The 12393-nt window shown below is 39.1% G+C and carries 13 protein-coding genes; 9 read left to right on the top strand and 4 right to left on the bottom strand.

Translation table 11 applies throughout. The features are described from left to right. Nucleotides 1–17: 17 nt before the first annotated feature. Nucleotides 18–689 (bottom strand): LytR/AlgR family response regulator transcription factor, encoded by a 672-nt coding sequence (locus tag RST01_RS04540; protein WP_184117512.1) that lies wholly within the window; start codon nucleotides 687–689, stop codon nucleotides 18–20. 166 nt (nucleotides 690–855) lie between these two features. Between RST01_RS04540 and aceA the strand changes: the two genes are divergently transcribed. The 6 genes from aceA (at nucleotide 856) to RST01_RS04515 (ending at nucleotide 6372) form a co-directional block, all read left to right on the top strand. Next, a complete protein-coding gene (gene aceA / locus RST01_RS04535; RefSeq protein WP_147194383.1) occupies nucleotides 856–2145 on the top strand; it encodes an isocitrate lyase in 1290 nt (429 codons plus the stop codon). Nucleotides 2146–2337: 192 nt separating this feature from the next. Beyond that, complete coding sequence (aceB, locus tag RST01_RS04530; protein WP_147194380.1) at nucleotides 2338–3939, top strand: malate synthase A; 1602 nt, start codon at nucleotides 2338–2340, stop codon at nucleotides 3937–3939. A 34-nt stretch (nucleotides 3940–3973) separates the two neighbouring features. Beyond that, nucleotides 3974–4096, top strand: coding sequence for a YhfH family protein (locus tag RST01_RS16115; RefSeq protein WP_190323377.1), 123 nt, complete (start codon nucleotides 3974–3976; stop codon nucleotides 4094–4096). Between the two features lie 337 nt (nucleotides 4097–4433). Beyond that, a complete protein-coding gene (locus RST01_RS04525) occupies nucleotides 4434–4982 on the top strand; it encodes a peroxiredoxin (protein ID WP_066785011.1) in 549 nt (182 codons plus the stop codon). A gap of 78 nt (nucleotides 4983–5060) precedes the next feature. Then, complete coding sequence (locus RST01_RS04520) at nucleotides 5061–5516, top strand: TlpA disulfide reductase family protein (RefSeq protein ID WP_066785014.1); 456 nt, start codon at nucleotides 5061–5063, stop codon at nucleotides 5514–5516. Between the two features lie 196 nt (nucleotides 5517–5712). After that, nucleotides 5713–6372 (top strand): potassium channel family protein, encoded by a 660-nt coding sequence (locus RST01_RS04515; RefSeq protein WP_066785017.1) that lies wholly within the window; start codon nucleotides 5713–5715, stop codon nucleotides 6370–6372. A gap of 48 nt (nucleotides 6373–6420) precedes the next feature. On the opposite strand, the gene rnjA is transcribed toward RST01_RS04515, so the two are convergent. Together rnjA and RST01_RS04505 are read right to left on the bottom strand one after the other, a co-directional pair. Next, nucleotides 6421–8088, bottom strand: coding sequence for a ribonuclease J1 (gene rnjA / locus RST01_RS04510; protein WP_147194377.1), 1668 nt, complete (start codon nucleotides 8086–8088; stop codon nucleotides 6421–6423). A gap of 3 nt (nucleotides 8089–8091) precedes the next feature. Beyond that, nucleotides 8092–8301 (bottom strand): DNA-dependent RNA polymerase subunit epsilon, encoded by a 210-nt coding sequence (locus tag RST01_RS04505; protein WP_066785028.1) that lies wholly within the window; start codon nucleotides 8299–8301, stop codon nucleotides 8092–8094. Between the two features lie 269 nt (nucleotides 8302–8570). Between RST01_RS04505 and RST01_RS04500 the strand changes: the two genes are divergently transcribed. After that, nucleotides 8571–9344, top strand: a complete 774-nt coding sequence (locus RST01_RS04500; RefSeq protein ID WP_147194374.1) for a Cof-type HAD-IIB family hydrolase — start codon at nucleotides 8571–8573, stop codon at nucleotides 9342–9344. A gap of 42 nt (nucleotides 9345–9386) precedes the next feature. Here the strand turns inward: RST01_RS04500 and def are convergent, their stop codons facing one another. Then, entirely contained in the window at nucleotides 9387–9941 is a 555-nt protein-coding gene (def, locus tag RST01_RS04495; protein ID WP_147194371.1) for a peptide deformylase, read from the bottom strand. Between the two features lie 355 nt (nucleotides 9942–10296). On the opposite strand from def, the gene pdhA reads away from it, so the two are divergent. After that, nucleotides 10297–11409 carry a pyruvate dehydrogenase (acetyl-transferring) E1 component subunit alpha gene (gene pdhA, locus RST01_RS04490; protein WP_147194368.1) on the top strand — a complete coding sequence of 371 codons (1113 nt, stop codon included), beginning with the start codon at nucleotides 10297–10299 and terminating at the stop codon, nucleotides 11407–11409. A 3-nt stretch (nucleotides 11410–11412) separates the two neighbouring features. Further along, entirely contained in the window at nucleotides 11413–12390 is a 978-nt protein-coding gene (locus RST01_RS04485; protein ID WP_066785040.1) for an alpha-ketoacid dehydrogenase subunit beta, read from the top strand. Nucleotides 12391–12393 lie beyond the last annotated feature (3 nt).

The raw sequence follows: 12393 nt of genomic DNA, 5'->3' as shown, positions 1-12393 counted from the left end.
TGCGGGGTTTTTATGAGTTATATATCCAGTAAGCGTTTTACTTCATTTAAGTAGGTTTGACTAACTGGAAGTCCAGTTCCATCTTCCATATGGATCATTAAATTGGAGGAAAAATCACGGGTGATACGATCGATCGCGTGGATATTGATTATATAAGATCTGTGGATACGAAGAAAATCTTTCGGCAGCTTTTTCTGAAGGTTCTTCAATGTTGTGCTTACTGTATACTGCTTACCATCTGTGTAACACCAATTCTTTTTATTTAAGCTCTCGAAATGTGTAATTTTTTCAATTGGAACTAACACCCATTCATCTTGTTGTTTGCCTGTTATAAAACGGATTGGATCATTTTTTATCTCTTGATAAAGGGGAGATAATATTACCAATAACACAGCAGCTTCCCCCATTAAAGTAATTGGGTAACCAATCCCATAAAAAGGTTTTTCTAAAAAAACTTCGTTCATTAACTCCTCAATTTTTCTTTTTTCTTTCATGACGCGTTCTACTATACTTCCAGACTCTACTTTTTTGCCATTAAATAATTGAAGTTTTTGGCAGCCATTAAAATAAACGTACGTATCGCCTACTGCTATTGCTACTGAAGATTCCTCAGGCAACCAATCACTCATCAGATTATAATACTGTTCCGCTACATTTTTTGATAAAAACGAGATGTCATTATCTCTCATATCCAAAGCCCCCTTGTTTGTCATGCAAAAACAATGTTTTGTCGCCAAATAGTTGCATTTTATCCAAAAAATAATACAAAAAAGCATTACTGTTATATATTACATTATAACAACTTAATCTGTTATGCAACAGCAAAATAATAAAAAGTCGGAAGGTGTGATTCAAATGACAACAAGGCAAAAACAAATTGAGAAACTTGAAAAGAGCTGGGCAAATGATGAAAGATGGCAAGACATTAAACGTCCGTATAGTGCGGAAGAGGTAATCAAGCTTCGGGGTTCAGTAGACATTCAGCATACGTTAGCTGAAAAAGGCGCAAAACGTTTGTGGGACACACTGCAGCAAGAAGACTATATTAATGCGCTAGGTGCATTGACCGGCAATCAGGCAGTACAACAAGTAAAAGCTGGTTTACAAGCTATCTATCTTAGTGGTTGGCAAGTAGCAGCAGATGCCAATTTATCTGGGCAAATGTATCCTGATCAATCCTTGTATCCCGCTAATTCAGTGCCGCAAGTGGTCAAACGTATCAATCAAGCATTGCAAAGAGCAGACCAAATTGATGGAGTTGAAGGACGAGAAGACAGCTTTGATTGGTTTGCTCCGATTATTGCCGACGCAGAAGCAGGATTTGGAGGACCACTAAATGTTTTTGAGTTAATAAAAGGGATGATTGAAGCAGGGGCAGCAGGTGTGCATTTGGAGGACCAATTAGCATCTGAAAAGAAATGTGGCCATTTAGGCGGTAAAGTATTGCTTCCCACACAAAATGCTATACGAAATTTAGTCGCTGCACGATTAGCTGCGGATGTATGCGGAGTACCGACTATCCTAATCGCCCGGACAGATGCAGATGCTGCGGATATGGTCACGAGTGATATTGATCCGCGAGATGCTAAATTTTTAACAGGCGAGCGAACACCAGAGGGATTTTTCCGCACATATGCTGGAATCGATCAGGCGATTGAGCGAGGCCTAGCTTATGCTCCTTATGCCGATTTAATATGGTGTGAAACATCTAAGCCGGATTTAGAGGAAGCAAGACAATTTGCAGAGGCCATCCATGCACAATATCCAGGGAAAATGCTTGCATACAATTGTTCACCATCCTTTAATTGGAAAGCAAATTTAGATGAGGAGACGATTGCTAAGTATCAAAAAGAGTTGGCGAAAATGGGATATAAATTCCAATTTGTTACATTAGCAGGGTTCCATTCGTTGAATCACAGCATGTTTAAACTAGCGGTTGATTATAAAAACAACGGAATGGCTGCCTATTCAAAACTTCAACAAGAAGAATTTTCAAGCGAACGTGATGGATATACAGCAACTAAACATCAACGTGAAGTGGGTACGGGCTACTTTGATGAAGTATCTCAGGTTATTTCAGGAGGGACATCATCTACAACAGCGATGGAGGGTTCTACTGAAACAGCTCAATTTATTCCGCATTAACGGGCAGTAAGACCCCCACTTCAAAACGTAAGTATGTAACGGAGAAGTTTAAGTGGGGGTTAACTGCCCGTAAAAGCCCGATTGGTTCAACTAACACTCAGTAGGGGATAAAAACCCCCCACTGAATGAAGTTTCACTTTATCGCGCATTGATGGCAAGCATTTAAATGAAAATAAGAAGGGATTGTTGCCAATGAGTACCCCACAAACAGTCACGGGATCCATCAAGATTAAAGGAATAGAAAACGAATCAACAAAACAAATTCTGTCAGCAGAAGCACTTCGGTTTGTTTCGTCTTTGCATCGTCAGTTCAATCAACGCCGCTTAGAATTATTGCATTTTCGGCAAGAGCGGCAATGTCAATTAGATGCTGGAGGCACACTAGATTTTTTAGAGGAAACAAAATCAATTCGTGAAAGCACATGGGAAATCGCACCATTACCTGAGGATTTACAGGATCGCCGTGTGGAAATTACAGGCCCAGTATCACGGAAAATGGTCATTAATGCGCTAAATTCAGGAGCCAAATTATTTATGGCATGCTTTGAAGATGCTACTTCACCCACATGGGAAAATATGATTGACGGCCAAGTGAATCTGTTTGATGCCATACGAAAAACTATTTCTTATTCACAACCTTCAAACGGGAAAGTCTATCGATTAAATGACAAGGTGGCCACATTAATCGTAAGACCAAGAGGATTGCATATGGAAGAAAGGCATATAGAGATCGATGGTGAGCTTGTGGCAGGGAGCTTCTTTGATTTCGGATTATACTTCTTCCATAATGCAAAAGAGTTAATTGCTCAAGGCACAGGTCCATATTTCTATTTGCCGAAACTTGAAAGCCATTTGGAAGCAAGGTTATGGAATGATATCTTTAATTACTCAGAGAAGTACATGGAGCTAGCAAAAGGGACAATAAAAGCAACAGTCCTGATTGAAACCATTACAGCAGCCTTTGAAATGGATGAGATATTATATGAATTAAAAGAGCATTCTGCCGGCTTAAATTGCGGCAGATGGGATTATATTTTTAGTTATATTAAGCGATTACGTAACCATCATGAAGTCATTTTGCCAGATAGAAGCCAAGTAACCATGAATTCGCCATTTATGAGAGCTTATACGCAATTATGTATCCACACATGTCATAAGCGCAATGCGCCAGCCATGGGTGGCATGGCTGCCCAAATCCCTATTAAAGACAATCCACAAGCGAATGAATTAGCGTTCGAAAAAGTACGAGAGGATAAGATGAGAGAAGCAAAGGATGGTCATGATGGAACATGGGTGGCGCATCCAGGCTTAGTGCAAGTGGCAATGGAGCAATTTGATTACTATATGAAGACACCTAATCAAATTCATCGTAAACGAAATGATGTGCATGTAACAGCAGCGGACTTATTAGAAGTGCCAATAGGTTCCATTACAGAAGAAGGAGTACGGCTCAACTGTAGTGTTGGCGTTCAGTATATTGCATCTTGGCTTCGGGGGAATGGCGCTGTGCCGATTTATAATATGATGGAAGATGCAGCAACTGCTGAAATCTCGCGTACGCAAATATGGCAATGGATACGACATGAAAAAGGAAATACAATCGATGGACAAAAAATAGACGCGCATTATGTACAAAAAATTTTAGAAGAAGAAGTTTCGATTTTAAAAAATCAACTCGGTGAAGAGAATTATGTGCAAAGCCGATTAGACAAGGCTACAGACATTTTTAAGAGTTTAATTCTCCAAGATACATTTGAAGAATTTCTAACGATTCCAAGCTATCAGTCTATTTGATAAAGGGAATAAAACATTTTAAGGAGGAGATCTAATGAAAAACGAAAACACTCAAAAGTATCCGAAGCTTTGCTTAGAATGTGGTTGTGAAATAGTAGAACAAGTAGAATCCACATTATATGAGTGTGAACGGTGTTTAGGAGCGAAAGAGGAATAAAGATAGAGAAATGCTTGAGACAAAGGATGGATTATGAATTTTGGCATTCAATCGAATAACAATATTTCCGTGTCCTCATATAATGATGGGGACATTTTTTATGCCTCGCATAGAAGTGGCAGAGAAGCAGTACATCTTATAAGAAGGGAATAGCAAGATTGGTATTTCCCGATACTTTAAGAAAACTTGTTTCAGCTCGTAATATGGGAAAAGGAATAATCAAATATTCAAAATATACCATGAAACCTTTGCGTTTAATAGTATTATTTGCTATTGTAGAATGTGGATCGTAGCAATAAGCTACTTACATTTATATTAACTTTTGGAGGGATTTATCATGGCAGAACGTATGGTAGCAAAACAAGCACCAGTATTCGAAATGCAAGCAGTAATGCCTAATAAAGAATTTGGCACAGTAAGCTTAGAAGAAAACATGAAAAATGACAAATGGACAGTTCTTTTCTTCTATCCAATGGACTTTACATTCGTATGTCCTACTGAAATCACTTCAATGTCAGACCGTTACGACGAATTTGAAGATTTAGATGCTGAAGTAATCGGCGTTTCAACTGATACAGTTCATACACACTTAGCATGGATCAACACTGACCGCAGCCAAAATGGTATCGGCGAGTTGAAATTCCCATTAGCTGCAGACCACAACCAACGTGTATCACGTGACTATGGCGTGCTTATTGAAGATGAAGGTGTTGCATTGCGCGGCCTTTACATTATTAACCCAGAAGGCGAACTACAATACCAAGTTGTAAACCACAACAACATTGGCCGTGATGTAGACGAAACATTGCGTGTGCTTCAAGCATTGCAAACTGGCGGTCTTTGCCCAGCAAACTGGCGTCCTGGCGATGCTACGTTGAAAGGCTAAGCATTGCAAAGCGAAGGGACTAACAAATGTTAGGTCCCTTTTTTAAACAGATGTTAACTAAATGAAGAGGTGAATAGCATGAAATTACGAGCAGATATGCCTGAATTACAAGGCGAAACAGCTTGGTTAAATGGCCAAGTGACAAAAAGTGAGCTAGTGGGTGATAAACCAACACTTATTCATTTCTGGTCTATTAGCTGTCATTTATGCAAGGAAGCTATGCCGGATGTAAACAACTTCCGTGATCAATATAAAGATGAGCTAAATGTTATTGCAGTTCATATGCCACGCTCTGAGAAAGACCTAGATTTAGGAGAAATCAAAGAGGTAGCTAACGAACATGGTATCACTCAACCTATTTTTGTAGACAGTGATATGAAATTAACAGATGCTTTTGAAAATCAATATGTTCCAGCTTACTATGTATTCGATAAAGACGGTAAGCTACGCCACTTCCAAGCTGGTGGTAGCGGCATGAAAATGCTTGAAAAACGTGTCAATCGTGTACTTGATGAAGTAAGAAATGCTGAATAAGCATTCGGAGGCAGTTGTTTGTACAGCTAATGTACAGACAGCTGCCTTTTTCTGTGAATGAGAACAAGGATACAGCTCAAAATGTAGAGTAGGTAGTATTGGAGAGAATGAAAATTTCCTGAGCATGTTTTTACGTTGTTTGTTAAAATGGATACAGAACCTTGTAGGAAGTGCTGGGAAATCGGAGGTATTTGGCATGAAGAAAGAATTTGTTGTGATTGGATTAGGCCGTTTTGGAGGTAGTATTGTTCAAGAGCTTGTTCAGCAAGATGCGGATGTAATGGCCATCGATAAGCAACAAGAGCGTGTGGATGAGTTTGCGTCAATTGCTACTCAAGCAGTTGTAGCAGATACAACAGACGAATCTGTACTTAAATCATTAGGTATACGTAATTTTGAACATGTTATTGTAGCCATTGGCGATGATATTCAATCGAGTATCCTAACGACATTAATTTTAAAAGAAATTGGTGTGCAAAAAATTACAGTAAAAGCGCAGAATGACTATCATGAAAAAGTGCTACGGAAGATTGGCGCTGATCACGTGGTACACCCAGAACGTGATATGGGCATTCGGATTGCTAACAATATGATGTCTAATAATGTCTTGGATTACTTAGAGTTGTCCGATGAACACTCGATTATGGAGATAAAGGCAAATCATCTACTTGAAGGCCATACCATTATAGGATTAGATATTCGTGCACGGTACGGCATCAACATTGTAGCTATTAAAAGGGAAAAAGAAATTATCGTATCACCTCAAGCAGAGGATGTTATACATGAAGGTGATATATTAATTGTCATCGGAGAAGACGATGATATAAGCCGCTTTGAGAAGAAAATGCTGAATTAAGCGAAAACAAGGCCTCCAATTAAGTATTGGAGGCCTTGTTATAATCTATTATACTTCCATAATAATCGGCAAAATCATTGGGCGCCGTTTTGTTTTTTCAAATAGGTATGGCTCTAGAAGATCAGTAATTTCATTCTTTAATTCTGTCCATTGAGGTGTTTTTTCAATTAAGAGCTGTTGCAAGTGTTTGCTTAACATTTGCTGTGCTTCATTAATCATCGAACCAGACTCTCTCATATAAACGAAACCGCGTGAAATAATGTCAGGGCCTGCTACCATTTTTTGTAGCTGCATGTCTACGCTAACGACCACAATAACAAGACCTTCTTCTGATAAAATTCGTCTATCGCGCAAAACAATATTGCCGATATCTCCAATACCATTTCCATCAATATAAACTGCTCCTGATGGTATCCGTCCTGCAACATGAGCTTCATTAGCACTTAATGCCAATACCTCACCATTTTCCATGATAAAGATATTATCTGCTGGTACATCGCAGTCTTCTGCCAAGTCTCCATGCATACGCAACATGCGGTATTCACCATGAATTGGCATAAAGAATTTTGGCTTAATTAAACGCAGCATTAACTTTTGTTCTTGCTGTGAGCCATGACCAGAAGTATGGATGTTATTCAATGATCCATGAATAACTTCAGCTCCAGCACGGTACAATAAGTTGATAATCTTATTTACACTGGTTGTATTACCAGGAATCGGTGAAGAAGAGAACACAACAGTGTCTCCAGGCTGTATTTGAATTTGACGGTGCGTACCGTTAGCAATTCGTGATAATGCAGCCATTGGTTCACCTTGGCTTCCGGTACATAAAATCATCACTTCATTGGCAGGAAGGCGATTTAATGTTTGTGCATCTACAAAGGTTTCTTTTGGTGCAGTAATATAACCAAGCTCACGGCCAATGTTAATGGCATTGTCCATACTACGTCCAAATACAGCGACTTTGCGGCCATGTTTAGCAGCAGCATCTGTCACTTGCTTTAAACGGTGGATATTAGAAGCAAATGTTGCGAAAATAATGCGAGATTCTACTTTGCGTAAAATTTCATCGATGCTTTCGCCAACTTTGCGTTCCGACATAGTAAATTCAGGACGTTCGGCATTAGTACTATCTGACAGTAAACATAAAACGCCATCGCGCCCGATTTCAGCCATTTTTGTCAAGTTTGCTGGTTCGCCAACTGGCGTGAAATCAAATTTAAAGTCACCCGTATGCACGATATTGCCAGGTGGTGTCTTGACTACAATCCCGTATGCATCTGGGATACTATGCGTTGTTCTAAAGAAGCTTACTGAAGTTTTGCGGAATTTGATGACATCATCTTCCTGGATTTCAATTAGCTTTGTTTGGCGAAGCAATCCATGCTCGTCCAACTTATTGCGCAACAACCCAAGCGCCAATTTGCCTCCATATACAGGGACATTAATTTGGCGAAGTAAATATGGAACGCCGCCGATATGGTCTTCATGACCATGGGTAATAAATAACCCTTTAATTTTATCGACATTTCGAACAAGATAGGTATAATCGGGAATTACATAATCAATCCCTAGTAAATCGTCTTCTGGAAATTTAATGCCGGCATCAATCAAGATTATTTCGTCTTGAAATTGAACAGCATACGTATTTTTGCCGATTTCGCCCAGTCCGCCGAGTGCGAAAACTGCAGTTTGGTCATTTTTGACGAATTTCATTAATTAGATATTCTCCAATTTGAAATCTTCGCTTGCTTTTTCATATTCCAAGTAGTTTCCTTCAAGCGATTGGATATACTCGATGTTATAACCGCGGCCTTGAAGCTTCTCGCGGACTTCGCGCACTTCATCAGCTTCAATATACAAGCTTTTAGTGTTTTCGCGAACAGGCACTTCAAGGATATTTTCTTGATAATATACTTTATAAATCATTGTTTGCTCTCCTTTAACACGTTCAAAATAAATTCATTTCCTTTATATTAGCACGTAGGTAAACTAAAATAAAGAAAAGCCCTTCAAAATATGAAGGGCAACATAACTTTAAGCGATCGTTTTTTTCTCGAGCAAGCCACGAAGCCTTTTCAACAATTGTTTTTTAAGACGTTTGAACATGGCAGATCACTCCTTGCCCCTATTATATTCATTTAAAAAGAAAATGTAAAGAAAATTCACTTAACAGATAGAAAGGTTGGGATTAACAAGTGGATAAGAAAATTTTATTTTTTGATATTGATGGTACGTTATACAATTCGGAGAAAAAATTGCCCCCTGCAACATTTGAGGCAATCAAAAAAGCTGAGGAAAACGGACATGAAGCCGTCATTGCGACAGGTCGCTCTCCGTTCTTCCTAAAACCTGTATTAGAGGAGCTTGGCCTAAATTCATTCATAAGCTTTAACGGGCAGTATGTCGTTTATAAAGGAAAAGTGATATCTGAAAGACCGATTCCCATGGAGATAGTGGAGAAACTGGTGGTCCAAGCAGAGGAAGAGAATAATCCTGTTGTATTTTTGGATGATGCGAGGATGACATCAGCAGCTAAGGACGATGTCAAAGTACGTACAAGCATGGATTCCTTATTCTATCCTATGCCGGAAGTGGACGCTGAATATTATAAACAATCCAATACGTATCAAATATTATTGTATGTTGACGAGCATGGGGAGGAACGATATGCAAACCTATTTCCTGAGCTGAAATTGATTCGTTGGCATGAGTTTTCAGTTGATGTAATAAATAAAGATGTTTCAAAAGCATATGGCATTCAGCAATTTTTAGAGCATACTGAATTTGAAATAGAAGATGCCATTGCATTTGGAGATGGATTAAATGACGTGGAAATGCTGCAAGCAGCAGGGACAAGCGTAGCGATGGGAAATGGGCATCCGAAAGCTAAAGAAGCAGCGACGTTTGTTACAGATCATGTGGATGACGATGGCTTATCTAAAGCCATGAAAAAACTGGGATTATGGTAAATGAAAAACGGACTTGATGAAGGTTCATCAAGTCCGTTTTTTTTAATCTTCCAGCGGACTGGCATTTGGTTTCTTTTCAAATGGATTCTCTTTATTAATGTGATCATAAAACATTACACCATTTAAGTGATCCAACTCATGTTGGAAAGCAATAGCTGGCAATCCTTTTAACCGCATTTTCTTTTCTTCACCATCAAGAGTGAAAAATTTGACCGTAATGCGTGCTGGTCGAGGTACATAGCCGGGCACATCACGGTCTACTGAAAGGCATCCTTCACCAGAAGGAACGTATGCTTCTTCTACAGAATGGCTTACTATCTTGGGGTTGACGGCAATTAGGCTGATTTGCTTGCCCGCACTGTCTGGTAAATGCAGAGCGAACATTCTTTTTGAAACATCTACTTGAGGTGCAGCAATTCCAATTCCTGACCGTAAACCATGTTTATCGGCTAATTCTACGTCTTGGCTATTTATCAAAAATTGAAGTAGGTCTTCACCTAATTTTTTTTCCTCTTCTGTAAGGGGGAAGGACAAGTTTTTCGCGACAGCACGCAAAGTTGGATTTCCTTCTCGTATAATATCGTGCATTAAAATCATTTTGCTCTTCCTTTCAAAAAAAGTTCTTTTCTATTATAACGCACACCCAAAATCCCACAATAGAAAAGAACCTCGGAAGGATGAAAACATTGTTTTAATACATATTAAAAAGGTAATAAATAAATTGGAATGAACTGTGCTAGTAAAGGTAGTGAAAAAATCACTGTAGTATAATACAGGTTATTCGCACTTTATAATACAGGTTCCTTGCAATAAACTATATGAGAATGAATTTTTAACTCTGCTACTTGCATTGACCGATAAATTATAAAACAGTATACTGGACTTAAATAATAGTTGTATTATAATTTTCATTAGATTTTGTAATACAGATGTATAAAGGAGATGTGAGAACATGGCTTCAAAAAAAGGACAACAATTTGATCCTGTAGCAAATTTGCACGAAATTGAAGAAAAGTTTGAAATGTTCCAGATTTTGAATGAAGAAGGGGAAATCGTTAACGAAAGCGCTAATCCTAATCTTTCTGATGAAGAACTAGTTGAATTAATGAGCAGAATGGTCTTTACACGTATACTTGACCAACGTTCTATTTCATTAAATCGCCAAGGACGTTTGGGCTTCTACGCACCAACTGCTGGTCAAGAAGCTTCTCAAATTGCTTCCCACTATGCACTTGAAAAAGAAGACTATATCTTGCCTGGATATCGCGATGTGCCGCAAATCGTTTGGCATGGCCTTCCTTTATGGAAAGCATTCTTATGGTCACGCGGACATTTCGTTGGCGGCCAAGTTCCTGAAGGTGTAAACATTTTAGCTCCACAAATCATCATTGGTGCTCAATACGTGCAAACTGCAGGTGTTGCGCTTGGCATGCAAAAACGAGGTAAAAAAGCAGTAGCTGTAACTTACACAGGTGACGGTGGTTCTTCACAAGGTGATTTCTACGAAGGTATTAACTTTGCAGGGGCATTTAAATCACCTGCTATATTTATCGTACAAAACAACCAATATGCTATTTCTACACCACGTGAACTACAAACAGCTGCTTCTACAATTGCTCAAAAAGGGATTGCAGCAGGACTTCCAAGCATCCAAGTAGATGGTATGGATCCACTAGCTGTATACGTAGCGACTCGCGATGCGCGTAAACGTGCTGTAGCAGGAGAAGGTCCATCACTTATTGAAACAATTTGTTATCGATATGGCCCGCATACAATGGCAGGCGATGACCCTACTCGTTACCGTACATCAGATACAGATTCAAAATGGGAAAAGAAAGACCCAATCGTTCGTTTCCGTAAGTACTTGACTGAAAAAGGTTTATGGAGCGAAGAAAAAGAAGCTGAAGTAATCGAAAAAGCAAAAGAAGAAATCAAAGCAGCAATCAAAAAAGCGGATGAAGCACCAAAACAAAAAGTAACAGACTTAATCAATATTATGAATGAAGAAATGCCAGCAAATCTTAAAGAACAATATGAAATCTACGCGCAAAAGGAGTCGAAGTAACCGATGGCACAAATGACAATGATTCAAGCAATTACAGATGCACTTCGTTGTGAACTAAAAGATGACGAAAACGTGCTAGTATTCGGTGAAGACGTTGGTGTCAACGGAGGGGTTTTCCGTGCAACAGAAGGTCTTCAAAAAGAGTTTGGCGAGGATCGAGTTTTTGATACACCACTAGCAGAATCAGGTATTGGCGGTCTTTCAATCGGTCTAGCTTTACAAGGATATCGCCCTGTTCCTGAAATTCAATTCTTCGGTTTCGTCTATGAAGTAATGGATTCAATCAGCGGTCAATTAGCACGTATGCGCTATCGTTCTGGTGGCAGCCTAAATGCACCTGTTACAATCCGTTCTCCATTTGGCGGAGGTGTTCATACACCAGAAATGCACTCAGACAGCTTAGAAGGATTAGTCGCTTCTCAACCAGGTCTTAAAGTGGTTGTTCCTTCTACTCCATATGATGCTAAAGGGCTTTTAATTTCGTCTATTCGCGACAATGATCCAGTTGTTTTCTTAGAACATTTAAAACTATACCGCTCATTCCGTGAAGAAGTACCAGAGGAGTCTTACACTATTCCTCTAGGTAAAGCAGATGTAAAACGCGAAGGTAAAGATCTTTCTATTTTTGCTTATGGCGCTATGGTTCATGAATCTTTAAAAGCAGCAGAAGCATTAGAAAAAGAAAACTACTCTGTTGAAGTAGTTGATTTACGAACAATTCAACCATTGGATATCGAAACAATTATTGCATCTGTTGAAAAAACAGGTCGTGCAATCGTTGTCCAAGAGGCACAAAAACAAGCAGGTATTGCAGCGAATGTAGTAAGTGAAATTACGGAACGCGCTATTTTAAGTCTTGAAGCACCCGTACTTCGCGTTACAGCACCTGACACTGTATATCCGTTCCCACAAGCTGAAGCTGTGTGGTTGCCAAATTCAAAAGACATTATAGCTACAGCTAAAAAAGTTTTAGAATTCTAAAAA

Origin of the sequence: Rummeliibacillus stabekisii (genome assembly GCF_007988965.1) — a bacterium.
Classification (GTDB): Bacteria; Bacillota; Bacilli; order Bacillales_A; family Planococcaceae; genus Rummeliibacillus; species Rummeliibacillus stabekisii.
The sequence above is the reverse complement of the archived record's forward strand: the minus strand, read 5'-3'. Positions and strand labels throughout refer to the sequence as shown.

Coding starts and splice junctions, on each gene's coding strand:
- RST01_RS04540 (WP_184117512.1), bottom strand. CDS start 689: ATGAGAGATAATGACATCTCGTTTTTATCAAAAAATGTAGCGGAACAG.
- aceA (WP_147194383.1), top strand. CDS start 856: ATGACAACAAGGCAAAAACAAATTGAGAAACTTGAAAAGAGCTGGGCA.
- aceB (WP_147194380.1), top strand. CDS start 2,338: ATGAGTACCCCACAAACAGTCACGGGATCCATCAAGATTAAAGGAATA.
- RST01_RS16115 (WP_190323377.1), top strand. CDS start 3,974: ATGAAAAACGAAAACACTCAAAAGTATCCGAAGCTTTGCTTAGAATGT.
- RST01_RS04525 (WP_066785011.1), top strand. CDS start 4,434: ATGGCAGAACGTATGGTAGCAAAACAAGCACCAGTATTCGAAATGCAA.
- RST01_RS04520 (WP_066785014.1), top strand. CDS start 5,061: ATGAAATTACGAGCAGATATGCCTGAATTACAAGGCGAAACAGCTTGG.
- RST01_RS04515 (WP_066785017.1), top strand. CDS start 5,713: ATGAAGAAAGAATTTGTTGTGATTGGATTAGGCCGTTTTGGAGGTAGT.
- rnjA (WP_147194377.1), bottom strand. CDS start 8,088: ATGAAATTCGTCAAAAATGACCAAACTGCAGTTTTCGCACTCGGCGGA.
- RST01_RS04505 (WP_066785028.1), bottom strand. CDS start 8,301: ATGATTTATAAAGTATATTATCAAGAAAATATCCTTGAAGTGCCTGTT.
- def (WP_147194371.1), bottom strand. CDS start 9,941: ATGATTTTAATGCACGATATTATACGAGAAGGAAATCCAACTTTGCGT.
- pdhA (WP_147194368.1), top strand. CDS start 10,297: ATGGCTTCAAAAAAAGGACAACAATTTGATCCTGTAGCAAATTTGCAC.
- RST01_RS04485 (WP_066785040.1), top strand. CDS start 11,413: ATGGCACAAATGACAATGATTCAAGCAATTACAGATGCACTTCGTTGT.